We start from the raw sequence: 23,944 nt of genomic DNA on the forward strand, positions 1-23,944 counted from the left end.
AGCGTGCCGCCATGACCCTGCACCCGCCGCACCGCCTGCTCATGGGCCCCGGGCCGAGCAGCGCCGACCCCCGCGTGCTGCGGGCCATGTCCGCGCCGCTGGTCGGGCAGTTCGACCCGGTGATGACGGGCTACATGAACGCGACGCAGGACCTGTACCGCCGGGTGTTCCGCACCGCGAACGACGCGACGCTCCTCGTCGACGGCACCGCGCGCGCCGCGATCGAGGCGGCCGTCGTGTCGCTGGTCGAGCCCGGCGACCGCGTGCTGGTCCCCGTGTTCGGGCGGTTCGGGCACCTCCTGGTGGAGATCGCACGCCGTGCGGGCGCGCAGGTCGAGACCGTCGAGGCGCCGTGGGGGCAGGTCGTCGACCCGCAGCGGGTAGCCGACGCGGTGCGCACCCACCGTCCCCGGCTCGTCGCGGTCGTCCACGGCGACACGTCGACGACGATGCGCCAGCCCCTGGCGGACATCGGCGCCGCGTGCGCGGAGCACGACGCGCTGCTGTACGTCGACGCGACCGCGTCCCTCGGCGGCAACGACGTGCGCACCGACGACTGGCGCCTGGACGTCGTGACCGCGGGCCTGCAGAAGTGCCTCGGCGGGCCGTCGGGCAGCGCGCCGGCGACGTTGTCGGACCGCGCGCGCGACGCGGTGCAGGCGCGTCGGCACGTCGAGGAGGGCCTGCGCACGGACGACGACGAGCCGCGCGGGACCGTCATCGGCTCCAACTACCTCGACCTCGCGCAGCTCCTCGACTACTGGGGACCCCGACGCCTCAACCACCACACCGAGGCCACGTCGATGCTGTACGCGGCGCACGAGTGCGCGCGCGTCGTCCTCGAGGACGGGCTGGACGCGACGATCGAGCGTCACCGCGTCGCGGGGGCGGCGATGGCGGCGGGCGTCGAGGGGCTGGGGCTGCGGGTCTTCGGCGACCCGGCGCACCGCATGCACAACGTCGTCGCGGTGCACGTCCCGGACGGCGTCGTCGCCGACGCGGTCCGCCAGGCGATGCTCGACGACTTCGCGATCGAGATCGGCACGTCGTTCGGGCCCCTGCACGGGCGGGTGTGGCGCATCGGGACGATGGGCTGGAACGCGCGCCGCGACGCCGTCCTGACGACGCTCGCGGCGCTCGAGCACGTGCTGCGCGCGCAGGGCGTCACCGTGCCGACCGGCGGCGGCGTCACCGCGGCGCAGGAGGCGCTGGCCGCATGACGACCGCCGCCGCTGTCCTGGCCCGCTGCGACGCGCTCGCCGCGTGCAGCGACCGCCCCGACCACCTCGACCGCGCGCACCTGACCCCCGCGCTGGCGGCTGCGCACGGGCTCGTCGAGGGCTGGATGACCGCGGCGGGGCTGCGCACGTGGCGCGACCAGGCAGGCAACCTGTGCGGGCGCGCCGAGGGCCGCGAGCCGGGCCTGCCCGCGCTGCTGCTGGGCTCGCACCTCGACACCGTGCCCGACGCCGGCCGGTACGACGGCATGCTGGGCGTCCTCATGGCCGTCGCCGTGGCCGAGCGCCTGCGCGACGAGGTCGCGACCTGGCCGTGCGCGCTCGAGGTCGTCGGGTTCACGGACGAGGAGGGCGCGCGCTTCGGCACCGCCCTGCTGGGGTCCCGCGCGCTCGCCGGGACCTGGGACGACGCGTGGTGGGCGCTGCGGGACGCGGACGGGACGACGCTCGCACAGGCGGCCCGAGACTTCGGGCTCGATCCCGCGCTGATCGGCACGGCCGCCCGGCGGCCCACCGACCTGGTGGCCTACCTCGAGGCGCACATCGAGCAGGGCCCGCTGCTCGAGGAGGCCGACCGCTCGCTGGGCGTCGTGACGTCGATCGCCGGCGCGCAGCGGTTCCGCGTCGAGGTGGTCGGCGAGGCGCGCCACGCGGGCGGCACCCCGTACCCGCGCCGGCGCGACGCGCTCGCGGGGGCGGCCGAGGCGGTGCTGCTGGTCGAGCGCACGGCCCGCGCGCGGGGCACCGTCGCCACGGTCGGGCAGCTCCACGTGGAGCCCGGTGCGGTCAACGTCATCCCCGGCCGCGTCGTGCTCTCCGTGGACCTGCGCGCCGCGACCGACGACGCGCGCGACGCGACGCGGCACGAGCTGCTGGCGGGCCTGGAATGCCTGTGCGCCGCACGCGGCCTGAGCATGACGGTCACGGACCTGTACGAGGCGCCCGCGACGACGTGCGCGGGGTGGCTGCGGGACGCGCTGCGCGCCGGGGTCGTCGCGTCCGGTGACGACGAGCCGATGGACGTGTGGAGCCCCGCGGGGCACGACGGCATGGCCGTGACGGCCGTGACGGACGTCGGCATGCTGTTCGTCCGCTGCCACGACGGCATCAGCCACCACCCCGACGAGGCGGTCCGCGAGCGGGACGTCGCCGCCGGGCTCGACGCGTTCACGACGGCCGTGCGCGACGTCGCGCACCGCGTCGCCGCTCGCACGGCGCCCGGCGGTGCGCGGCCCGGGGTGCGGGCATGACGACCGCCCCGGTCGCACCTCCCGTCGACGGCACCGACGTCGACGGCCTGCGCCTCGACGAGCGCATCGTGGCCCGCTACGCCGAGCTGCCCCCGCAGGAGCGCCGGGGGGCGGACGTGCTGCTCGAGCACTTCGGCGATCTCGCGACGTACACGGCGGCCGAGCTGGCGACCCTCGCCGGGGTGTCGAAGGCGACCATGAGCCGCCTGTTCCGCAGCCTGGGGTTCGACGACTTCACGCAGGTGCGCGACCACCTGCGCGGGCTGCGCCAGCACGGCGTGCCCGTCACGCTCGGCGCCGCACCGGACCTCGACGGGCACGCCGCCGCGGAGGCCGCCGCCGTGCGGGCGGCGGTCGCGGCGCTCGGGGTGCACCTCGACGCGGTCGCCGACGTGCTGGCCCACGCGCCGCGGGTCGTCGTCGTGGGCCTGCGCAGCAGCTACCCCGTGGCGCTGCACCTGCGCCAGCAGCTCACGCAGGTGCGTCCGCACGTCACGCTCCTGCCGCAGCCCGGGCAGTCGTGGTCCGAGGACGTCGTGGACCTGTCGCCGCAGGACGCGGTGGTCCTGGTCGCGTTCCGGCGACGGCCGCCGGGCGTGCGCGCGCTGGCCGAGCGGCTGCGCGCCGCGGGGACGCCGGTCGTGCTCGTCGCCGACCCGACGGCACGCGCCCTGGCCGCCCACGCGACGTGGTGGGTCGAGTGCCCGGTGCAGGCGCGGGGCGCGTTCGACTCCTACGCCGCCGCGTCCTCGGTCGTCGCGGCGCTGGCCGACGCCGTCCTGACCCGCCGCGGGCGCACGGGCGAGCAGCGGGTCGCCACGATCGACTCGGCATACCGCGCGCTCGGCGAGGTCGAGGCACGCTGATGGACCTCGCCGTGACGTCGCTGCGGTCCGCGCGCACCCGCGCCGACCTGCGCCTAGCCGCCGGCGAACGGCTGCTCGCGGGCGGGACGTGGCTGTTCTCCGAGCCGCAGCCGGGCGTCACGGGGCTCGTGGACCTCACGTCCCTGGGGTGGCCGTCGGTCGAGCGCACGCCCGACGGCCTGCGCGTCGCGGCGACCTGCACGGTCGAGCAGCTCGCCGGGTACGCGCCCGACCCGGCCTGGACGGCGTGGCCGCTCGTCGGGGCGTGCGCCGACGCGCTGCTCATGTCGTTCAAGGTGCAGGGGCAGGCGACGGTCGGGGGCAACGTCGCCCTCGCCCTGCCCGCGGGGGCGATGACGACGCTGCTGACGGCCCTCGACGCGGTCGCGGTCGTCTGGACACCGGACGGCGGCGAGCGGCGCGAGGCGGTCGCGGACCTCGTCGTCGGGCCCGGCCGGACCACCCTGGCGCCGGGTGAGGTGCTGCGGGCGTTCGACGTCCCGGAGCACGCCCTGGGCTCGCGCGTGGCGGTGCGGCAGGTGTCGCTGACGGCGGCCGGGCGGTCGGCGTCGCTCGTCGTCGCGCGACGGGACGCGGACGACGCCGTGACGCTCACGGTGACCGCCGCGACGCCCCGCCCGGTCCGGCACCGGTTCCCCTCCGCAGCGACGTCGGCCCAGGTCAGCGGGGTCCTGTCCGACGTCGAGTGGTACGACGACGTCCACGGCGCCCCCGACTGGCGGCGCGCCGTGACGACGCTCCTCGCGCACGAGGTCGTCGCGGAGGTGACCGCATGAGGGTCGACGGCCAGGAGGTCACCGCCGCGCCCGCGCCGGGCCAGTGCCTGCGCACGTTCCTGCGGCAGGAGGGGCACGTCGCGGTGAAGAAGGGCTGCGACGCGGGCGACTGCGGCGCGTGCACGGTCCTCGTCGACGGGCAGGCACGGCACTCCTGCCTGGTGCCGGCGGTGCGCGCGGTCGACGCCGAGGTGGTCACGGCTGCGGGCCTCGGCACCCCCGACGCGCTGAGCCCCGTGCAGCAGTCGTTCGTCGACGCGCAGGGCTTCCAGTGCGGCTTCTGCACCGCGGGCATGGTCGTCACGGCCACCGCGCTGGCCGACGACGACGGGCACGTGCACCTCGACGAGGAGACGCTCGTCCGCCGGTTCAAGGGCAACCTGTGCCGCTGCACCGGGTACCGGTCGGTGCGCGACGCCCTGGCCGGCAAGGCGAACGTCGTCCGCGACGGCGGCGTGGGCGAGTCCGTGGCGGTCCCCGCCGGGCGGCGCCTGGTGTGCGGGCGCGAGCCGTTCACGCTCGACGAGCCGCCCGCCGGCCTGCTGCACCTGGCCGTCCTCGGCTCGCCGCACGTGCACGCGCGGATCGTGTCGATCGACACGAGCCGCGCCCGGGCGCTGCCCGGCGTGCACCTGGTGCTCACGCACCACGACTCCCCCGACGTCCTGTTCTCGACCGGCCGCCACCAGCACCGCACCGACGACCCGGACGACACGCGCGTGCTCGACGACGTCGTGCGGTTCCACGGGCAGCGCGTCGCCGCGGTCGTCGCGGACTCGGCCACCCTCGCGCGCGCCGCGTGCGACCTGATCGACGTCACGTACGAGCCGCTGCCCGCTGTCCTGGACCCGGAGGAGGCACGCCGTCCGGGGGCGCCGCTCGTGCACGGCGACAAGGACGCGGCCACGTCCCGCATCGCCGACCCGGCGCGCAACGTCGTGGCCGCGAGCCGCGGCGAGGTCGGTGACGTGGCGGGCGCGCTGGCGGCGTCGACGCACGTCGTGCGGGGCACGTGGCGCACGGCCCGGGTGTCGCACGCAGCCCTGGAGACGCACGGGGCCGTGGGGTGGCTCGACGACGACGGGCGGCTCGTGGTCCGCACCAGCACGCAGGTCCCGTTCCTCGTGCGCGACGAGCTGTGCCACGTGTTCGACCTCGACCGCGAGCGCGTGCGCGTCGTCGCCGCGCGCGTCGGGGGCGGGTTCGGCGGCAAGCAGGAGCTGCTCACCGAGGACCTCGTGACGCTCGCGGTGCTGCGCACGGGCCGGCCCGTGCAGTACGAGATGACGCGCGAGGACGAGCTCGCGCTGGCGCCCTGCCGGCATCCGGTGCGCGTCGAGGTCACGCTGGGCGCCGACGCCGACGGGCACCTGACCGCGATGCACCTCGACGTGCTGACGGACACCGGCGCGTACGGCAACCACGCGCCGGGCGTGCTGTTCCACGGCATCCACGAGTCGGTCGCGCAGTACCGGTGCCCGGCCAAGCGCGTGGACGCCGAGGCCGTGTACACCCACCAGCTGCCGTCCGGCGCGTTCCGCGGGTACGGGCTGGGGCAGGTGATGTTCGGGCTGGAGTCGGCGGTCGACGAGCTGGCGCGCGAGGTGGGGATCGACCCGTTCGAGATGCGGCGGCGCAACGTCGTGCGGCCGGGCGACGAGTTCCTCGTCAACCACGCCGACACGACGACGGACCTGGGGTACGGGCTGGTCGAGCCGGGCGACGACACCCCGTCCTACGGGCTCACGCAGTGCCTCGACCTGGTCGAGGACGCACTGGCGACGACGCGGGCCGGCGACGCCGCGCTGGTGCCCGTGGGTGAGCGGTGGCGCGTGGGCGAGGGCATGGCGGTCGCGATGATCGCGACCATCCCGCCGCGCGGTCACCACTCGACGGCGACCGTCTCGGTCGACGCGGACGGCCGCTACGAGGTCGCGGTCGGCACCGCCGAGTTCGGCAACGGCACGTCGACTGTGCACGTGCAGCTCGTCGCCACGGCGCTGGGCACCAGCCCGGACCGGGTGCGGCTGCGGCAGTCGGACACCGACCGCGGGGGGTACGACACGGGGGCGTACGGGTCGACGGGATCGGTCGTCGCGGGGCGCGCGGTCGCGCAGGCGGCGGCGCTGCTGCGCGAGGACCTGGTGGCGGCGGCGCGCGGCCTCGTCGAGGGCGCCCACGAGGCGGGGGTCGCGTCGGGTCGCGCACCGACGTCGCACGACGCCCCTGTCGTCGGACCGGACGGCGTGCGCGTCGGCGACCGGCTCGTGACGTTCGCCGAGCTCGGCCCGCGGTCGGCCGAGGGCTCGCACCACGGCAGCCCTCGGTCCGTGGCGTTCAACGTCCACGCCTTCCGCGTCGCCGTCGACACCGCGACGGGCACCGTGCGGATCCTGCAGTCGGTGCAGGCCGCCGACGCCGGCGTCGTGCTGAACCCCGAGCAGCTGCGCGGCCAGATCGAGGGCGGCGTCGCGCAGGGCATCGGCTCGGCCCTGCTGGAGGAGACGGTGCTGCGCGACGGGGTCGTGGTCACGCGCACGCTGCGCGGCTACCGCGTCCCGCAGATGGCCGACGTCCCCCCGACCCGTGTCCTGCTCGCCCGCACCCGCGACGGGCTCGGCCCGCACGGTGCGAAGTCCATGAGCGAGGCCCCGTACAACCCCGTCGCACCCGCGCTCGCCAACGCGGTGCGCGATGCACTGGGCGTGCGTCCGAACGAGATCCCGATGACGAAGGACCGGGTCTGGCGGCTGCTGCGCTGAGGGCGGGCCACCGGGTCAGGGCTGCGCCGCGAAGGCGCGCGCGACGAGCGCCGAGTGCTCATCGGCGCACTCCCGGTGCGCCTGCTGGAAGGTCTGGTCAGCGGCCTCCGGGTCGGCCTCGTCGGAGTAGTCGACCTCGACCTCGAAGCCGGTGCCGGGCCCGTCGACGCCAGCGGGTCCGGGGTCGTACCCCGCGGCCTGGAGGCAGGCGCGATCGGCTTCCCAGGCGGCCACCATCTCCGGCAGGGTGACCACGCCGTCCGCCAGCGCGCGCCGCTGGGCCTCCGGGGCCGTCCCGACCTCCGCGGCGCTGAAGGACGCACCGGTCACCTGGGGACGCGCGAGGACCATCGACAGGGCGAGGTACGCCAGCGCGAGCGCGAGCAGCGCCCCGGCGACGAGGGTGAGCGTGCGGGGGCGGCGGGTCATCGGGTCTCCTCGGTGGGGGGCGCGCAGAGGTGGGGGGTCATCGGGTGCCCGGCGGGGCGTCGAGGCGCAGCAGCCGCCGCAGGAGGTCGACCTCGGCCGTGAGGGCACGTTCGCCCTGCGGTGTGATCCGCGCCCACGTCCGCGCGCGTCGGCCGTCGGATCCCTTGCGGAGCTCCACGTGCCCGGCGTCGACGAGCACCTCCAGGTGCCGGCCGAGGTTGCCGTCCGTCAGGCCGAGCGCGCGCTTGAGGCGCGTGAAGTCGGCCTCCTCGTGCTCGGCCAGGACGGCGAGGATGCCGAGCCGCGCCCGTTGGTGGACGGTCTCGTCGAGGTCGGCGAGAGGGTGGCGGTCGGCGTCGCTCACGGACGGGGGCCGACCAGGACGGCCCGCTCCGCGGCGAAGGCCCGGAGGCTGCCGACGGCGAGCAGGACCGCCAGGAGCGCGAGGACGACGACCCCCGGCTGCGGACCGAGGAAGACGACGTGGTTGTCGACCGTGTAGAGCTGCACCAGCGGGCCGAGGACGACCAGCGCCAGGCCCGGGCACCAGAGCCTGCGGCTGCGGCGCCGCAGCCCGAGGGCGACGAGACCGAGCCCGAGGAACGCCGCGGGGCCGACCATGAACGCGGCGATCGCCGAGAACGGGAAGAAGAGCGCCAGCGCGAGCGCGAGGACCGCCGCGGCGCCGAACCCGTCGCGCCCGCCCCCCATGCCGGTCGCCCGCTCCCGCGCCCGAACGACGATCCAGAGCAGGCCGTAGACGACGGCGGGCACGGCGATCTGCCACAGCCCGGGCCGGCTCCCCGGCATGCCGCGTGCGAACGACAGCACGCCGAGCGCCACCGCGTGGACGGCGAGCACGAGGGAGTCCGTGTGGCGCGCGGCGCGCTCCCGTCGGCGGACGTCGTCGAGGTAGTCCGGGAGGTTCTGCACGACGCTTACTCTGCACAGCAGAGCAACTGCCGTCAACGGGCGCTCCGCCGTTCGGGGATGACCGCTGTCGTCGCGGAACGGCCCGACTACTCCGCCGGGGTCGGCAGACCCCCGGCGGCGGCGAGCTGCGCGCGGGCCCACCCGACCCCGGCGCGCAGCACGTCACCGTGAAGACCGCGCCCTCCGACCCAGTGCCCGACCCGACCGCGCTGGTGGCGAGAGCTCGAGACGATCCCGTCTCCCTGCGGCCGTCGTGACGGTCGTCTGCGCACGGAAATGGTTCTGAGCATCTGCGCAGGTCAGCGGGGACAGAGCTACAGTCTGCCGGGCTCCTGGGCTACGGTTTGCCGGGCTGGACGTGGTCACATGATCCGGTCGCGGACGCGGAGGTGCCCACCGTGAAGGTCGACCTCGTCAAGGAGACGCCCACGTACCGCGCGACGCGCGGCCGGTTCGACGTCGTCACGGTCCCGCCCCTGCGGTACCTCATGGTCGACGGGCACGGCGACCCGAACACGTCCGACGCGTACCGCGACGCCCTGAGCTCGATCTACCCGCTCGCGTACACCCTGAAGTTCCTCAGCAAGCGTGAGCTCGACCGCGACTACGGGGTCCCGCCGCTCGAGGGCCTGTGGTGGTCCGACGACATGGCCGCGTTCACCGCCCGACGCGACAAGTCCCGGTGGGACTGGACCCTGCTCAGCCTGGTGCCCGACTGGATCACCGCCGAGCACGTCCAGACCGCCCGTGCCGCCGTGGCCCGCAAGGGCAGCGCACCCCTCATCGAGGTGATCCGTGTGGACGCGCTCGACGAGGGACTCGCGGTGCAGACCCTGCACGTCGGCCCCTACGACGCCGAGGCCCCGGTGCTCGACGCGATGCACCACGAGTTCCTCCCCGCCCACGGTCTGCGCATGACGGGCACGCACCACGAGATCTACCTGAGCGACGCCCGCCGCACGGCACCCGAACGCCTGCGCACGATCCTGCGTCAGCCGGTCGCACCGGTCGAGGCATCGTGACGGAGCCGTCGATGCCCCCGGCGACCGTCCCCCTCGTCCGCGACGCCCGTCCCGCGGACGTCGCAGCGATCTGCGCGTTCGGCCAGGAGCACGTCCGGCCGCACTACGCGCCGCTCATCGGTGCCGAGGCGGCCGACGCGCAGGTCCGCGACTGGTGGAACCCGACCTACGTCGCCGCCGGGGTCGAGGCCGGGTGCGTCGTGGTCGCCGACGTCGACGGTGCGTGCGTCGGCGTCGGGCAGCGCGGGCGGTACGGCGCCGACCACGTCGTGTACAAGCTGTACGTCGACCCGGCGTTCCGGGGCCACGGGCTCGGGCCACGGCTCATCGACGGCCTCGTCCGTCGGCTGTCACCCGAGGTCACCGACCTGTGCGTCGAGCACGTCGCCGCGAACACCCGGGCGGCGGCCTTCTACGAGCGCGAGGGCTTCATCGTGGAGCGCGTCGACCCGAGCCCGTCGGGCGACCGGGCCCTCGACGTCGTCTGGCGGCGCCGCCGCCTCCCCGTCGACGCTGCCCGCTGACCCCTGGTGTCCATGTGGGGGGACGGGCACGCCGCGAGACCGGGCTGAGGTGGCTGACGGGCCGCCGTGAGCGACCTGAGCCCGGTCTCGCGGCCGGCGCGGTGGGTCAGCGACCGTGGACCGGGCCGGCCGTCGTCGACAAGGGTCGGCCGGTCGCGGCGTGCCGGGTCATCACGACCTCCGCCAGGATCGACAGTGCGACCTCCTCCGGCGTCGAGCCGCCCAGGTCCAGGCCGATGGGCGAGCGCAGCCGCGCGAGCGCGTCCGCGCCGACCCCCGCGGCGCGCATCGCCTCGACCCGGCGGGCGTGCGTGGTCCGCGACCCCATCGCCCCGACGTACCGCGCCGGTGACGCGAGGGCGGCGGTCAGGGTCGGGACGTCGACGCGCTCGTCGTGCGTGAGGACTGCGACGGCGTGCGCGGCGGTGAGCGGGTGCGACGCGAGCCAGCGGTCGGGCCAGTCCCGGACCACGGCGTACGCGTCGGGGAACCGCTCCTTCGTCGCGAACAGCGGGCGCTGGTCGAGCACGGTGACGGCGAACCCGCAGGTCGCCGCCAGACGGGTGAGCGCCACGGCGTGCTCGCTGGCCCCGACGACGAGCAGCGGGTGCGCGGCCGGCGTGCGCAGGGTGACCAGCGGGTCGTCGGTGCAGGCGCGGCCGTCGCCGTCGAGCGCGACGCACGCGTCGAGGCCCTCAGCCGCCCGCCGCACCTGGTGCAGCGCACCCGCCGCCAGCGCCGACACCTCGTGCACGAGCACCGTGATCGTGCCGCCGCACGTCAGGCCGGGCCCGCCCAGGTCGTCGCCGACCCCGTACGACACGACGTGGGCCGGGCCACCGTCGAGCACCCCCCGGCAGCGCTCGACGAGGTCCGACTCCACGCACCCGCCGGACACGCTGCCCGCCACGGTCCCGTCGGACCCCACGACGAACGACGACCCGACCGCGCGCGGCGCGCTGCCCTCGACGCGCACGACCGTGGCCGCCGCGACGCGCTGACCGGCGTCGAGGCGACGGCAGATCTCCGCGGCCTGGTCGAGCATGACGTGACGCTACGAAATGATTGTTTCGAGAACTGGCGCGCGGGGGTAACGACGCCGAAACAGCGCGGCCGCACGATCGACGGCAGACAACGAGAGGACCTGCCATGTCGATCGTCGTGGACCCCGTGGGCGCCGCCGTCAGCACCGAGGTGCCCCGCCCGTCGGCCGAGGTGGACGCCCGGTGGCTGCGCCGGGCGGTCGGGCTCGCCACCGCGAACGTCGCGGACGGGGGCGGCCCGTTCGGTGCCGTCGTCGTCGCGGGCGGCGTCGAGGTGGCCGTGGGCCAGAATCGTGTCACGCGTGACCTGGACCCCACCGCGCACGCCGAGGTCCAGGCGATCCGGGCGGCGTGCCGCGCCGCGGGCACGTTCACCCTCGACGGCATGACCCTCTACACGTCGTGCGAGCCGTGCCCCCTGTGCCTCGCGGCCTGCCTGTGGGCGCGGCTCGACCGCGTCGTGTTCAGCGCCGACCGGCACGACGCGAGCCGCGGCGGGTTCGACGACTCCGCGTTCTACGAGCTGTTCGGGCGCGACCGCGGCACGTGGGACCGCACGCGCGTGGACGAGCTGCGGCTGCCGGAGTCCGCGCTCCCGTTCGACGCGTGGCTCACGCACGCGGCGCGCACGGACTACTGACGGGCGTGTCGGCGCGTCCTGGACGCCCGACCGAGACCGAACCGTGACCGGGACGGCGGCTCGTTTACACCTGGGACACGAATCGCGTCACGGGCCGACACGCCGCGTCCGTAGCGTCACCGCGCGCAACACCTGTTTCACCGCAGCAGCTGCTGCGCGTTCCACGACACCGCGCGAGCCCCCTCGCCCGTCCCAGATGGAGTGCCGATGACCCTCCCCCAGCAGCCCCGGCCCGGCCGTCGCTCGCGCCGAGCCGCCCTCGCGGCGGCGGGCGTCGCCCTCGCTCTCGCCCTCGGCGCCTGCTCCTCGGGTGCCGACGCCGAGCCGGCCGACGCGGACCCGGACGCGACGGGCGCCGCCGACCACGGCGCCATCACGGTCCAGCTCTCGTGGATCAAGAACGCCGAGTTCGCGGGTGAGTTCTTCGCCGACAGCAATGGCTACTTCGCCGACGCGGGCTTCAGCTCGGTGACCCTCAACGCCGGGCCCGGCGCGACCGAGTCGATCGTGCTGTCCGGGGGCGCCGACTTCGGGCTGTCGAACGCGATCTCCGTCGGCCAGGTCGTCGCCGAGGAGGACGCGCCGCTGAAGATCGTCGGCACGACCTTCCAGAAGAACCCGTTCACGATCCTGTCGCTGAAGGACGGCGCCGACATCGCGACGGCCGACGACCTCAAGGGCAAGAAGATCGGCGTCCAGGCCGGCCCCAACGAGGCGCTGTTCGACGCCCTGCTCGTGATCAACGAGATCGACCCGGCGGAGGTCACCAAGGTGCCCGTCGAGTACGACCCGTCGCCGCTCGTCAACGGCGAGGTCGACGGGTTCCTCGCGTACGTGACGAACGAGGCCATCACGGTCGAGTCCGAGGGCAACCCGGTCACCAACCTGCTGTTCGCGGACAACGGCCTGCCGTTCGTGGCCGAGTCGGTCGTGACGACCGAGGAGATGATCGCGAACGAGCCGGCGAAGGTGAAGGCCTTCCTCGCCGCCGAGATCCGTGGGTGGAAGGACGCCGTCGCCGACCCCGAGGAGGGCGCTCGCCTCGCCGTCGAGGAGTACGGGGCGGACCAGGAGCTCGACATGGAGAAGGAGGTCCAGCAGGCCACGATCCAGATCGACCTGATCGTGACCGACGAGACGAAGGAGAACGGCCTGTTCACCATCTCCGACGACCTCATCGAGCAGAACCTGCGGACGCTGGCCGCGGCAGGCATCGACCTCGAGGCCGACGACCTGTTCGACCTCTCGCTCCTGACCGAGCTGCTCGAGGAGCAGCCGGACCTGGCGAAGTGAGCCGACGTTGACGGACGTGCAGCACGACGCCGGTGCCCGGCGGACCCCCACGGGTCCGCTGGGCACCGGCGTGCGCCTCGACGGCCTCGGCAAGACGTTCACGACGGGTCGCCGCCACGTGACCGCGCTGCAGGACACGACCCTGTTCACCGACAAGGGCAGCTTCCTGTCGCTGCTCGGCCCGTCGGGGTGCGGCAAGTCGACGATCCTGCGGATCCTCGCCGGTCTCGAGGAGCCCACCACGGGCACGGCGCTCGTCGAGGGCCGCACCCCCGTCGAGCTGCGGGCCGAGCACGCGCTCGGCATCGCGTTCCAGGACGCCGCGCTGCTGCCGTGGCGCAGCGTCGAGGCCAACATCCGCCTCCCCTTCGAGGTCGTGGGCACGCCCGTCGACCGTGCGCTCGTCGCCGACCTCGTGCGGCTCGTCGGGCTCGAGGGGTTCGAGAAGGCCAAGCCCGCGCAGCTCTCGGGCGGCATGCGCCAGCGCGTCTCGATCGCCCGCGCCCTCGTCGTGCAGCCGTCGGTCCTGCTGCTCGACGAGCCGTTCGGGGCCCTGGACGACATGACGCGCCAGCGTCTCAACCTCGAGCTCCTGCGCATCTGGACCGAGAAGCCCGCGACCACGCTCATGGTGACGCACGGCATCTCGGAGGCGATCTTCCTGTCGGACCAGGTCGCGGTGATGAGCGCGCGGCCCGGGCGGGTCAAGGAGGTCCTCGACGTCGATCTCCCGCGGCCGCGGACGCCCGAGATGATGCGCACCCCCGAGTTCCACGCGCTGCACGACCACGCCTCCGAGCTCCTGTTCGGCGGCGGGGCGGACGCGTGAGCGTCGTGACGGGCGAGGTGGGGATGCCCGACGCGACCTCGGCTCCCCCGCGCCGGACCTCCCGGGGCGTCGGTGCACTGGCCCGGCGGTGGGCGCCCGGTGCGGTCGGCGTCGTCGGGGTCGTCGCGCTCTGGTGGCTCGCTGCCGTGACCGTCCTGGCCGGCACCACGATGCCCACACCCGTGGGCGTCGTGCAGGGGTTCGCCGACGACGGCGTGGGGTTCTACGTCGCCCACCTGTCGATCACGCTCGAGGAGGCCGCGCGGGGCTTCGTCGTCGGCAACGGCCTGGCGCTGCTGCTGGCCTCGCTGGTGCTGCTCGTGCCCGCGCTCGAGCGGCTGATCATGCAGGTCGCCGTCATCAGCTACTGCCTGCCGCTGGTCGCGATCACCCCGATCCTCTACATCGTCATCGGGCCACCACCGTCGGGCGAGCCGTCCGGTACGGCGGTCGTGCTCGCGGCGCTCTCGGTGTTCTTCACGACCGTCGTGGGGGCGGTTCTGGGCTTCCGGTCGGCCGACCCGGCGAGCCTCGACGTCGTGACCGTCTTCGGCGGGGGGCGGTGGCAGCAGCTCGTGCGGGTCCGGCTCGTCGCGGCGCTGCCCGGCATCATCGGCGCGCTGCAGGTGGCCGCGCCGGCCGCCCTGCTGGGGGCGATCCTCGGCGAGTACATCGGGGGCGTGGACCGCGGCGTCGGGCCGGCGCTCGTCAACGCCGGGCAGTCCCTGAACGCCGAGCGCGCGTGGGGCATCGCCCTGGTGTGCGCGCTGCTCGCCGGTGCCGGCTACGCGCTGTTCGCGGTGCTCGCGCGGGTCGTCACGCCCTGGTCGGCGGGCGGCAGCGCGGCGGACGGGGGCGCGTCGTGAGCGCACCCCTGACCCACGCCCCCGCCGAGCCTCCCGTGGCGGCACCCGGGGTCGCCGGGCCTGCCGCCGTGGCGCGCTCCCACCCCGCGTGGCGACGCGTGGGCCGCGTGCTGCTCGACGCCGCCGCGACGACCGCCGTCGTGCTCATCACGTGGACGACCCTGCTCGCGGTGTTCGACGTCTCGCCGTACGTCGGCAAGGGACCCGCGCAGGTGTGGGAGTACCTCGTGACGGACGTCGACGCGGGCGAGCACCGCACGGAGGTCCTGGGGCTGCTCGGCGTGACCCTCACGGACGCGTCGATCGGCTTCGTCGTCGGGATGGCGGCGGCGCTCGTGCTGGCTGCCGCGATCGTGCTGTCCCGCACCGCGGAAGGAGCGATCATGCCGGTGGCGATGCTGCTGCGCTCCGTGCCGCTCATCGCGCTCGCCCCGATCATCGTGCTGCTCGTGGGGCGGGGCGTCGCCTCGGTCGCCGTCATGAGCGGGATCGTCGTGCTGTTCCCGGCCCTCGTGACCATCGTGCTGGGGCTGCGCTCGGCGTCCCCGCAGATGCGTGACGTCGTCACCGTCCTGGGCGGCGGGCCGCGGACCGTGCTGCGCCTGGTGCAGCTGCCCGCGGCGCTGCCGGCGGTCTTCGCCGCCGTCCGGATCTCCGTGCCGGGTGCGGTCACGGGCGCGCTCATCGCCGAGTGGCTCGCCACCGGCGGCGGCATCGGGTACGGCGTCGTGTCCGCCGTCGGCCGCGCCCAGAACACCAAGGTGTGGGCGCTGGTCGTCGTCGTCACGCTGGCGTCGCTCGTCCTCTACACGATCGCGCAGCTGCTCGAGCAGTGGGTGCTCGAGCGGTTCGGGCCGTCGGCCGGGCGTGCCTGAACCGCTGCTGGGGCTCGTCCTGGCCGCCGGGGCCGGGACGCGCATGGGGCGACCCAAGGCGCTGTGCACGACGCCCGAGGGAGTGCCGTGGCTGTGGCGCGCGCACGACGCGCTGCTCGGCGGCGGCTGCGCCCGCGTCCGTGTCGTCCTCGGGGCGGCGGCCGACGAGGCACGCGCGCTCGTGCCGCCGGGCGCCGAGGTCGTCGTGGCGCCGGACTGGCCGACCGGCATGGGCGCGTCCCTCGCGGCGGGGCTCACCGGCTCCCCCGGCTCCTCCGGCGCGCGCGGCGACGTGGCCGTCGTCGTCACCCTCGTCGACCTGCCCGACCTCGACGACCGTGCGGTGGCCCGCGTGACCGCCGCTCCCGTCGGTCCGCGTGACCTGCGACGCGCCGTCTTCGCCGGTGCGCCGGGCCACCCCGTGCTCGTCGGCCGCGACCACTGGGCCCCGCTGCGCGACCACCTGCACGGTGACGCGGGCGCGCGCGGCTACCTGCTGACGCACCCGGCCGTCGACGTCGACTGCACCGACCTGCCCGGCGGTCGCGACCGCGACACCCCGGACTGACACCGGAACGCACGCGCCTGTCGGACGTCGCCGCTACGCTCGCGCAGGTCAGGTCCTCGTCCTTGCCCCCGGCCCCTGCGGAGCGTCATGGTCGACCAGCAACCCGCCGCCACGTCGCAGCGCGCGCACCACCGCGCGCGGCACCCGCGCGTGGCCGCGTTCTTCGACCTCGACAAGACGATCATCGCGACGTCGTCGGCCACCGCCTTCTCCCGGGGCTTCCTCGCGGAGGGTCTGCTGACCCGACGCTCCGTGGTGGTGTCCGCCTACGCACAGCTCGCCTACCTCCTCGGCGGCGCGGGCGAGACGTCGACGGAACGCCTGCGCGCGGCCCTCTCCCGGTCCGTCGTGGGGTGGGACGTCGAGCAGGTGTCGACGATCGTGCGCGACACGCTGCACGAGTCGATCGACCCGACCGTCTACGCCGAGGCCGTCGACCTCATCGCCGCCCACCACGCGGCGGGCCACGACGTCGTGGTGGTGTCGGCGTCCGGCGCCGAGGTGGTCCAGCCGATCGCGCAGATGCTGGGCGCGGACGCGGTCATCGCGACGCGGATGGCCGTGGCGGACGGCCGCTACACCGGTGGGATCGACTTCTACGCGTACGGCGAGAACAAGGCCGTCGCGATCCGGGAGCTCGCGGAGGCTCGCGGGTACGACCTCGCCGCCTGCTCGGCGTACTCCGACTCCGTCACGGACGCGCCGATGCTGGCGGCCGTCGGCCACGCGCACGTCGTGAACCCGGACCGTGCGCTGCGTCGACTCGCCACCGACCAGGGCTGGGACGTGCTGACGTTCCGCCGGCCGGTGCCGCTGCGCCGGCACGACACGCAGGTGCGGGTGACGACGGGCGCGGTCCTCACGGGGGCTGCACTGGTCGTGCTCCTGCTGGTGTGGTGGCGACGGCGCCGACGGTCCGCCTGACGGTACGCAGATCTCGCCATGCGACCGAATCTTCAGCGCTGACCTGCGAATACGCCTGCGGTCGTTGCCCATGCGCACGACCGGGTGTAGGAAAGACCCACAACTGAACGACCGCGGGGGAACCCACGGGCGGCGTAGCCCACCTATGGGCAGGTCGACCGGGCTGGTCCCGGAGCGAACCATGATATTGCCCGCTTGATCACTCCCGTCGGTCCTCAGTACGGCGGCGGCGTCCCGAGGGGCGCCGCCGTCCGTTTCTGCGCCAGGAACGACGCGGCACCGGTCCGCGCGGTCGTCCTGGTCCCGACGTCCCCGTCGCGACCAGCGATCTACGCGCGCCGCCCTGCGAGCACCTCGTCGGCGACGAGCCGCGCATACCCGGCCCCGCCGGAGACGGCCTGCCCGTACGCGACGACCCACTGCGCCACGGCGTCGGCCTCACCCGTCGCGTACCGCGCGGCCGCGGCGAGGTACGCCGACGGGCCCCCCTGCCAGACGACCTCCGGCAGCACCGAGCCCGTCGGGTCGAGCCCCGTGCGCGTCCCCACCAGGCGCGCGGCGGCACGCGCGACGACACCGTTGGCCCCCGCGAACGGCCGGGCCGTCAGCAGCTCCGCGTGCACCACCGCCGCGACGACGAGGGCCGGCGCCCGGGTGGCCGCGGCGTCGCGCAGCACACCCGTGACGCGCGCCGCCGCCACCCCGGGTGCCGGCGCCGCCCCGAGTCCGCGCAGATCGCCCGGAGGTCCGCTGCGCGGCCGCCCGACCTCATCCGCCGGCAGCACGTCGGCCGCGGCGGCGGCGTGCAGCCGCGCCAGCACCTGCGGCAGAGGGACGCCCGGCCCCGGGTCACGCGACCCGAGTGCCGGGAGCTGCGCCTCGACGACCGCCTGCGCGCGCAGCGCACCCGCGGCGACCGCATCGAGGCCCCCGGCGGGTGCCGCCGTGCCGGTCGCCCAGGTGCGCAGCACCTCGACGCCGACGGGCGCGCCGTCGAGGGCTGCCGAGGCCGCCGCCGCCCGCAGCCCCGCCTCGGCCCGCACCTCACGCCACCGACGCCGGAACGCCTCGTGCCAGCGCAGCTCCTCGCACGCCGCGCGCGCGAGGTCCACCGCGGCAGCCACGCCCGGCAGCCCGGCGACGGCCGCGAGCGCGTCGGCGGGCAGGGGCCCGTGCGCGTCACCCGGCCCGATCGCGTCCGGCGAGCCGCTCATGCGGTGAACAGCGCCTCGCCGCGCGCGGGGAGCGCCGCGGCGACGCGGGCGGACATCGACCCCGACATCACCGGCAGCGCGTCGAGGTCGAACCACCGGGCGTCGGTGTTCTCACCGTCGGCCGGGAAGGGGTCGCCCGAGACCCAGCGGCACCGGAACGTCAGGTCCACGTACTGCGAGCGGTCACCGTTGTCGTACACCACCGGCCCCACGACACCCACCTGCGCGAGCCGCTGCACCGTCACGACGACGTCGGCCTCCTCGAGCACCTCCCGCGCGGCGGCGGCGGCCGGCTCCTCCCCCGGGTCGACGATCCCCGTCACGGGCGTCCACTCACCGGTGTCGGACCGGCGCACGAGCAGCAGCTGCGGCCGGGGGCCGTCCTCGCGCAGCACGACCGCGGTCACGCCCGGCAACCAGAGCAGGTCGTGCCCCACACGCTCACGCAGGGCCAGGACGAAGGGGGGGACGGGCACGCGCCGATGCTACGCGCCGCCACCGGCCCCGGCCCGGACCGAGCGCGACCACGTCGACGGGGCGTCGAAAGGCGACACCGGCCCTCGAACCGCCACAATGGCCGCATGGTCTCCGCGCCGTCCGTGTCGTCGTCCATCACCGCCCGGCTGGAGGTGCAGGCCCGGCCCACCGCCGTCTCGGACCTCACCACGGCCATCGAGCGCGCCGGGGGGATCGTGACCGCGCTGGACGTCACGGCGTCCTTCCACGAGACGATGACGGTCGACGTCACGTGCGCGACCCGCGACACCGCGCACGCGGCCGACGTGGTCAGCGCCCTCGAGGGGCTCGACGGCGTGGTCGTCCAGCGGGTCTCCGACCGGACCTTCCTCATGCACCTGGGCGGCAAGCTGTCCATCGAGTCGAAGGTGCCGCTGCGCAACCGTGACGACCTGTCGATGGCGTACACCCCGGGAGTCGCCCGTGTCTGCCAGGCGATCGCCGACCACCCCGAGGACGCGCGCCGCCTGACGATCAAGCGCAACACCGTCGCGGTCGTCACCGACGGCACCGCCGTGCTGGGCATGGGCGACATCGGCCCGCTGGCGGCGCTGCCCGTCATGGAGGGCAAGGCCGTGCTCTTCAAGCGGTTCGCCGACATCGACGCCTTCCCCATCTGCCTGGACACCACGGACGTCGACCGCATCGTCGAGACGGTGGTGGCGATCGCACCGGTGTTCGCAGGGATCAACCTCGAGGACATCTCGGCGCCGCGCTGCTTCGAGATCGAGCGCCGGCTGCGCGAGCGGCTCGACATCCCGGTCTTCCACGACGACCAGCACGGCACGGCGATCGTCGTGGTCGCGGCGCTGGAGAACGCCCTGCAGGTCGTCGACAAGCGCATCGGCGAGGTGCGGGTCGTGATGTCGGGCGCCGGGGCGGCGGGGACCGCGGTGCTCAAGCTGCTGCTCGCCGCGGGCGCACGGGACGTCGTCGTCGCCGACGTCGACGGCGTGATCCACCGTGACCGGCCCGGCCTGAGCCCCGCGCTGCGCTGGACCGCGGAGGCGACCAACCAGCGCGGCGTGACGGGCACGCTGCGGGACGCGGTCGCCGGCGCCGACGTCTTCATCGGCCTGTCCGCGCCCGACGTCATCACCGGTGACGACGTCGCCCGGATGGCGCCCGACTCGATCGTGTTCGCCCTCGCCAACCCCCGCCCCGAGGTCGACCCCGACGACGCGGCCCGTCACGCGGCGGTCGTGGGCACGGGTCGTTCGGACTTCGCGAACCAGATCAACAACGTGCTGGCCTTCCCCGGCGTCTTCCGAGGGCTGCTCGACGCACAGTCGCGGTCCGTGACGGAGTCGATGCTGCTCGCCGCTGCGCGCGCTCTCGCGTCCGTCGTGCACCCGGACGAGCTCAATCCGACCTACATCGTCCCCAGCGTCTTCAACCCCGAGGCGACGACCGCCGTCGCCGCCGCCGTCCGCGCCGCGGCCGAGGCCGAGGCCGGTGCCGCGCACGCCCGGCCCGACACCGGAGCCATCGCGACGGTCCGCGCCGCCGGAGCCTGAACGCACGCGACCCCGGCGAGGAGTCCTCGCCGGGGTCGCGTGCTGTCGTGCTCGCCGGCGGACGTGCCGCCCGCCGGCCGGCGTCGTGGTCAGCCCTTGACGGAGCCGAGCATGATGCCGGACACGAAGTACCGCTGGACGAACGGGTAGATGCACAGGATCGGGATGATCGTCAGGATCATCGTCACGGCCTGGATGTTCGCCGAGATCGCCTCCTTGGTGGACCCGGCGGCAGCCGCGCCCTGGGAGGCCGTCGACGAGGCACCCGCGATCATGTTGCGCAGGTACAGCGTCACCGGGAACAGCTCCTGCTTGTCCAGGTAGAGGAACGCGGCGAACCAGTCGTTCCAGATCGCCACCGCGTAGAACAGGATCATCGTCGCGAGGACCGCCTTCGACAGCGGCAGCACGATCCGGCGGAAGATCCCCCACCAGCCGAGGCCGTCGATCTGCGCAGCCTCCTCCAGCTCCATCGGCATGTTCTCGAAGAAGGACTTCATGACCAGCAGGTTGAACACCGAGATCGCGCCCGGCAGCACGACCGCCCACATCGTGTTCTTCAGCCCGAGGGTCTGGATGAGCACGTAGTTGGGGATCAGACCGCCGTTGAAGAACATCGTGAACACGGCGATGCCGATCAGGACGTTGCGCCCCCGCAGGTGTCTCCTGGCCAGCACGTAGGCCAGCAGCGTCGTCAGGACCATGGCGATGGTCGTGCCGACGAGCGTGTACACGATGGTGTTGCGGTACGACGACCAGAACAGGTCGTTCGCGATGACGACCTTGTAGGTGTCGATGTTGAAGCCGATCGGCACCACGTTGACCATGCCGGCCTTGACGGCGCCGGCGCTGCTGAAGGACTGCGCGAGCACCGTCACGAACGGGTACAGCATGAGCCCGGACAGCAGCACGAGGAATGTGCCGTTGAACCAGGTGAATGCCTTGTACCCACGCGAGTCGCGGGGTCCGACGGACTTTCCTGCACCGACCTCCGGCGTGGCCGTGAGTGCGCTCTGGGTCACCACAGGCTTGCTCCCACCACTCGTCGCGACAGGAAGTTCGCAGAGAGGATCATCACGAGGCCGATGATCGCCTGGAACAGGCCGATGGCCGTCGCATAGCTGAAGTTGTTGGACACGAGACCGACGCGGTAGAGGTACGTCGAGACGACGTCACCGGTGGCGTAGGTCAGGGGGTTGTACAGGAGGAGGACCTTCTCGAAACCGACGTTGAGGAACAGGCCGATGTTGAGGATGAGCAGCGTGATCATCGTCGGCCGGATGCCCGGCAGCGTGACGTGCCACGTCTGGCGCAGCCGGCCCGCGCCGTCGATGCGAGCGGCCTCGTACAGCGAGGCGTCCACCGTGGTCAGGGCGGCGAGGTAGAGGATCGTCCCCCAGCCGACGGTCTGCCAGATCTCGGAGCCGACGTAGACCGTGCGGAACCACTCGGCGCGCTGCAGGAACGGGATCGCCTCCCCGCCCGTCGCCTCGATGAGCTGGTTGACGGTGCCCTGCAGCGACAGCAGCTGCATCACCATGCCGACGACGATGACCACCGACAGGAAGTGCGGCAGGTAGGAGATCGACTGGATCACGCGCTTGAAGGTCGTCTTGCGGACCTCGTTGAGCAGCAGCGCGAGGACGATCGGCAGCGGGAAGCAGAACAGCAGCGTGAGTCCGCCGAGAATGACCGTGTTGGTGAAGACGTTCCAGAAGTTCGGGTCGTTCAGGAAGAGCTCGACATACCGCATGCCGACCCACTCGTCACCGATGATGCTGCCACCGGGGCGGAACCGTCGGAAGGCGATGATGTTGCCGAACATCGGCACGTACCGGAAGAGCAGCAGGAACAGCACCGGGACGAGTGCCATCGCGTAGAGCACCCAGTCGCGACGCATCGTGTGTCCCCACCCGATCTTGCGCGCCTTCAGTCGTCCGGTACCGCCGGGTTCCTCGCCCGCCACCTTCGGCGGCGCGGTGCCGCCCGGTGGTGCCTGGACGGTCGTAGCTGGTGCGTCACCCGTCGCGTGAGCAGCGCTCATGTCTCACTCCTTCGTGAGCGGATCGGTGGTGCGGTGGGCCGGTCCCCGCAGGGACCGACCCACCGCACCTCGTCGAGCGTGGGCTCAGCCGTTGGCCTCAGCGGCACGCTTGTACGCGCCGTTGATGAGGTCCATGTAGTTCTGCAGGCCCTGGCCCTCGAGCTGGGACACGAAGGAGTCCCACTCCGAGAGGTCGCGCTGCCCGAGGATGAACTCGAGCGTCCCCGTGTCGACCGTGTCCTTCAGCGGCGTGCCGAGCAGCGACGACTGCTCGAGCTCCGCCTCGTCGAGGGGGTGCGGCGGGAACGGGTCACGCGGCGTGCGCTTGGACTGCACGTCGTCGATGTACTGGACGTACGCCGGGACGTTGTACGACTCCTTCAGCTCGCGCGACTCGGTCGAGCCGGCGAAGACGTCGTTGGCGTACCCGAGGTCCTTCTTGATGTCGATCGTGCCCGACGGGTTGAGGTTGAGGGTCTTGAGCGTGAAGTCCGGCTCGAGCGTGTACTTGCCGTCCTCCTTCGTGAAGTGCGTGCCCTCGACGCCCCACTGGATCAGGTCACGGGCCTCGGGGTTGTAGTACAGCCAGTCCGTGAAGTGGAGCAGGTCGCAGAAGTTCTCGTCCTTCGCCGCGTCCGCGGTGAGCATGAAGCCGTTCCAGAAGTTGCGCGGCTCGACGACGTCGCCGGCCGGGCCACCCGGGGGTGCGATCTGGACGAGCTCGTAGTCCGTGACACCGGCAGCCTCGAGCGCCGTGCCGAACTCCTGCACGGTCCACGAGCCGCCCGAGAAGGCGAAGACCTTCTCGGCCGCGACCTTCTCGACGACCGTGCCGCCGCCGTCGTTGGCCGCGGTGAAGGACTCCCCGTCGAGCAGCCCGGCGTCGTACAGCCCACGGAAGTACGTGACCATGTCCTTGTAGCCGTCGGTCGTCGCGGCGTAGACGAACTCGCCGGCGTCCTCGTCCCACCAGGCGCCGTCGCCGAAGCCCCAGCCGCCGACCGTGCCGAACGCGTGCGCGGCGTAGTTGATCATCGACCAGGCCTCGAAGCCGTCAGCCAGCGGCAGGGAGTCCGGGTACTTGGCCTTGATGAGCTCGAGGCCCTCCTGCAGGTCCTCCCAGGTCTCGGGCGCCGGGGCGCCGACCTCGTCGAACACGTCCTTGCGGATGATGAGCGTGAAGGTGGGGACGGAGACCTCCTGGAGGCCCGGCGTCATGTAGTACTTGCCGTCCTCCTGGCGGAGGTCGTCGACCATGTCGACGAGGTCCCACTCCTCCGTGTACTTCTTGAAGTTGGGCATGTAGTCGGCGTAGTCGCTCAGCGGCACCACGGCGCCGGAGGCCGCGAACTGGCGCTCCTCGCCCGTGTAGACGAGCGGGATGATCTGCGGCGCGTCGCCGGCGCTGATCAGCAGGCTGCGCTTCTCGGTCGCGTCGCTGAACGGGATGTTGGTGAGCTTGAGCTTGACGTTGGTCCGCTTCTCGACCTCGTCGAAGAACTCCCAGGTGTCCGTGATCGGGTAGTCGGCCCAGTCCGTCCAGAGCAGCGAGAACTCACGCGGCTCGGCGGCCTTCCACTGCTCGTCGGCGACCGACTCGGAGGAGCACTCCAGGTCCTTCGACTCACCGTCGGCGGTGGTGTCCCCGCCGTCCCCGCCGCCGCAGGCGGCAAGCGCTAGCGCACCCACCAGCGTCAGCGCACCGGCAGCTCGCGCCGAGCGCGTCCGCCGTCCTGCCAGGTATCCCGCACGTGCCATCAGGGCTCTCCTCTTCGAGATCCGTCCCAGGCCACG

The 23,944-nt window shown here is 73.8% G+C and carries 24 protein-coding genes; 15 read left to right on the plus strand and 9 right to left on the minus strand.

Going from position 1 to position 23,944, the window contains the following annotated elements; translation table 11 throughout:
- The first annotated feature begins 11 nt into the window (after positions 1-11).
- From NP048_RS14090 to NP048_RS14110, 5 genes are read left to right on the plus strand one after another with little or no spacing between them, the layout of a single operon-like run.
- Positions 12-1,220 (plus strand): pyridoxal-phosphate-dependent aminotransferase family protein, encoded by a 1,209-nt coding sequence (locus NP048_RS14090; RefSeq protein ID WP_227576248.1) that lies wholly within the window; start codon positions 12-14, stop codon positions 1,218-1,220.
- Complete coding sequence (locus NP048_RS14095; RefSeq protein WP_227576249.1) at positions 1,217-2,488, plus strand: allantoate amidohydrolase; 1,272 nt, start codon at positions 1,217-1,219, stop codon at positions 2,486-2,488. Before NP048_RS14090 ends, NP048_RS14095 begins: the two co-directional genes overlap by 4 nt.
- Complete coding sequence (locus NP048_RS14100; RefSeq protein ID WP_227576250.1) at positions 2,485-3,354, plus strand: MurR/RpiR family transcriptional regulator; 870 nt, start codon at positions 2,485-2,487, stop codon at positions 3,352-3,354. Before NP048_RS14095 ends, NP048_RS14100 begins: the two co-directional genes overlap by 4 nt.
- Positions 3,354-4,151, plus strand: a complete 798-nt coding sequence (locus tag NP048_RS14105) for an FAD binding domain-containing protein (protein WP_227576251.1) — start codon at positions 3,354-3,356, stop codon at positions 4,149-4,151. The genes NP048_RS14100 and NP048_RS14105 overlap by 1 nt, the downstream gene beginning before the upstream one ends.
- Positions 4,148-6,913 (plus strand): molybdopterin-dependent oxidoreductase, encoded by a 2,766-nt coding sequence (locus tag NP048_RS14110; protein WP_227576252.1) that lies wholly within the window; start codon positions 4,148-4,150, stop codon positions 6,911-6,913. Before NP048_RS14105 ends, NP048_RS14110 begins: the two co-directional genes overlap by 4 nt.
- Before the next feature lie 15 nt (positions 6,914-6,928).
- On the opposite strand, the gene NP048_RS14115 is transcribed toward NP048_RS14110, so the two are convergent.
- From NP048_RS14115 to NP048_RS14125, 3 genes are read right to left on the minus strand one after another with little or no spacing between them, the layout of a single operon-like run.
- Positions 6,929-7,342 (minus strand): hypothetical protein, encoded by a 414-nt coding sequence (locus NP048_RS14115; protein WP_227576253.1) that lies wholly within the window; start codon positions 7,340-7,342, stop codon positions 6,929-6,931.
- A 37-nt stretch (positions 7,343-7,379) separates the two neighbouring features.
- Positions 7,380-7,706 carry a transcriptional regulator gene (locus NP048_RS14120; RefSeq protein ID WP_227576254.1) on the minus strand — a complete coding sequence of 109 codons (327 nt, stop codon included), beginning with the start codon at positions 7,704-7,706 and terminating at the stop codon, positions 7,380-7,382.
- Complete coding sequence (locus NP048_RS14125) at positions 7,703-8,311, minus strand: hypothetical protein (RefSeq protein ID WP_227576255.1); 609 nt, start codon at positions 8,309-8,311, stop codon at positions 7,703-7,705. Before NP048_RS14125 ends, NP048_RS14120 begins: the two co-directional genes overlap by 4 nt.
- A gap of 362 nt (positions 8,312-8,673) precedes the next feature.
- Here NP048_RS14125 and NP048_RS14130 point away from each other — a divergent pair, with 362 nt between their 5' ends.
- A complete protein-coding gene (locus NP048_RS14130) occupies positions 8,674-9,297 on the plus strand; it encodes a GyrI-like domain-containing protein (RefSeq protein WP_227576256.1) in 624 nt (207 codons plus the stop codon).
- Between the two features lie 11 nt (positions 9,298-9,308).
- Positions 9,309-9,821 carry a GNAT family N-acetyltransferase gene (locus tag NP048_RS14135; RefSeq protein ID WP_227576257.1) on the plus strand — a complete coding sequence of 171 codons (513 nt, stop codon included), beginning with the start codon at positions 9,309-9,311 and terminating at the stop codon, positions 9,819-9,821.
- Positions 9,822-9,927: 106 nt separating this feature from the next.
- Here NP048_RS14135 and NP048_RS14140 read toward each other — a convergent pair whose 3' ends face one another.
- Positions 9,928-10,866 (minus strand): XdhC family protein, encoded by a 939-nt coding sequence (locus NP048_RS14140; protein ID WP_227576258.1) that lies wholly within the window; start codon positions 10,864-10,866, stop codon positions 9,928-9,930.
- 104 nt (positions 10,867-10,970) lie between these two features.
- Between NP048_RS14140 and NP048_RS14145 the strand changes: the two genes are divergently transcribed.
- The 7 genes from NP048_RS14145 (at position 10,971) to NP048_RS14175 (ending at position 16,859) form a co-directional block, all read left to right on the plus strand.
- Positions 10,971-11,504 carry a nucleoside deaminase gene (locus NP048_RS14145; RefSeq protein WP_227576259.1) on the plus strand — a complete coding sequence of 178 codons (534 nt, stop codon included), beginning with the start codon at positions 10,971-10,973 and terminating at the stop codon, positions 11,502-11,504.
- Positions 11,505-11,711: 207 nt separating this feature from the next.
- Positions 11,712-12,797 (plus strand): ABC transporter substrate-binding protein, encoded by a 1,086-nt coding sequence (locus tag NP048_RS14150; protein WP_227576260.1) that lies wholly within the window; start codon positions 11,712-11,714, stop codon positions 12,795-12,797.
- Between the two features lie 7 nt (positions 12,798-12,804).
- Positions 12,805-13,626: an ABC transporter ATP-binding protein gene (locus NP048_RS14155; RefSeq protein WP_227576261.1), complete on the plus strand. Its 822-nt coding sequence runs from the start codon at positions 12,805-12,807 to the stop codon at positions 13,624-13,626.
- Positions 13,623-14,492 carry an ABC transporter permease gene (locus NP048_RS14160; protein WP_227576262.1) on the plus strand — a complete coding sequence of 290 codons (870 nt, stop codon included), beginning with the start codon at positions 13,623-13,625 and terminating at the stop codon, positions 14,490-14,492. The genes NP048_RS14155 and NP048_RS14160 overlap by 4 nt, the downstream gene beginning before the upstream one ends.
- Positions 14,489-15,367 carry an ABC transporter permease gene (locus NP048_RS14165; RefSeq protein WP_227576263.1) on the plus strand — a complete coding sequence of 293 codons (879 nt, stop codon included), beginning with the start codon at positions 14,489-14,491 and terminating at the stop codon, positions 15,365-15,367. The genes NP048_RS14160 and NP048_RS14165 overlap by 4 nt, the downstream gene beginning before the upstream one ends.
- Entirely contained in the window at positions 15,360-15,935 is a 576-nt protein-coding gene (locus tag NP048_RS14170) for a nucleotidyltransferase family protein (protein WP_227576264.1), read from the plus strand. Before NP048_RS14165 ends, NP048_RS14170 begins: the two co-directional genes overlap by 8 nt.
- An 87-nt stretch (positions 15,936-16,022) precedes the next feature.
- Entirely contained in the window at positions 16,023-16,859 is an 837-nt protein-coding gene (locus NP048_RS14175; RefSeq protein ID WP_227576265.1) for an HAD family hydrolase, read from the plus strand.
- 329 nt (positions 16,860-17,188) lie between these two features.
- Here NP048_RS14175 and NP048_RS14180 read toward each other — a convergent pair whose 3' ends face one another.
- Both NP048_RS14180 and NP048_RS14185 read right to left on the minus strand, forming a co-directional pair.
- The gene (locus NP048_RS14180) at positions 17,189-18,073 is read right to left on the minus strand and encodes a Fic family protein (RefSeq protein WP_227576266.1); all 885 of its coding nucleotides are present in this window, start codon (positions 18,071-18,073) and stop codon (positions 17,189-17,191) included.
- Entirely contained in the window at positions 18,070-18,549 is a 480-nt protein-coding gene (locus tag NP048_RS14185) for an NUDIX hydrolase (protein WP_227576267.1), read from the minus strand. Before NP048_RS14185 ends, NP048_RS14180 begins: the two co-directional genes overlap by 4 nt.
- A 105-nt stretch (positions 18,550-18,654) precedes the next feature.
- Here NP048_RS14185 and NP048_RS14190 point away from each other — a divergent pair, with 105 nt between their 5' ends.
- Positions 18,655-20,106 (plus strand): NAD-dependent malic enzyme, encoded by a 1,452-nt coding sequence (locus NP048_RS14190; protein WP_227576268.1) that lies wholly within the window; start codon positions 18,655-18,657, stop codon positions 20,104-20,106.
- Between the two features lie 89 nt (positions 20,107-20,195).
- On the opposite strand, the gene NP048_RS14195 is transcribed toward NP048_RS14190, so the two are convergent.
- From NP048_RS14195 to NP048_RS14205, 3 genes are all read right to left on the minus strand, one after another.
- Positions 20,196-21,128, minus strand: a complete 933-nt coding sequence (locus NP048_RS14195; RefSeq protein WP_227576269.1) for a carbohydrate ABC transporter permease — start codon at positions 21,126-21,128, stop codon at positions 20,196-20,198.
- A complete protein-coding gene (locus NP048_RS14200; protein WP_227576270.1) occupies positions 21,125-22,150 on the minus strand; it encodes an ABC transporter permease in 1,026 nt (341 codons plus the stop codon). The genes NP048_RS14195 and NP048_RS14200 overlap by 4 nt, the downstream gene beginning before the upstream one ends.
- Before the next feature lie 84 nt (positions 22,151-22,234).
- Positions 22,235-23,908, minus strand: coding sequence for an ABC transporter substrate-binding protein (locus NP048_RS14205; protein WP_227576271.1), 1,674 nt, complete (start codon positions 23,906-23,908; stop codon positions 22,235-22,237).
- Between the last annotated feature and the right edge of the window lie 36 nt (positions 23,909-23,944).

It is taken from the genome of Cellulomonas xiejunii (assembly GCF_024508315.1).
Taxonomy (GTDB): domain Bacteria; phylum Actinomycetota; class Actinomycetes; order Actinomycetales; family Cellulomonadaceae; genus Cellulomonas; species Cellulomonas xiejunii.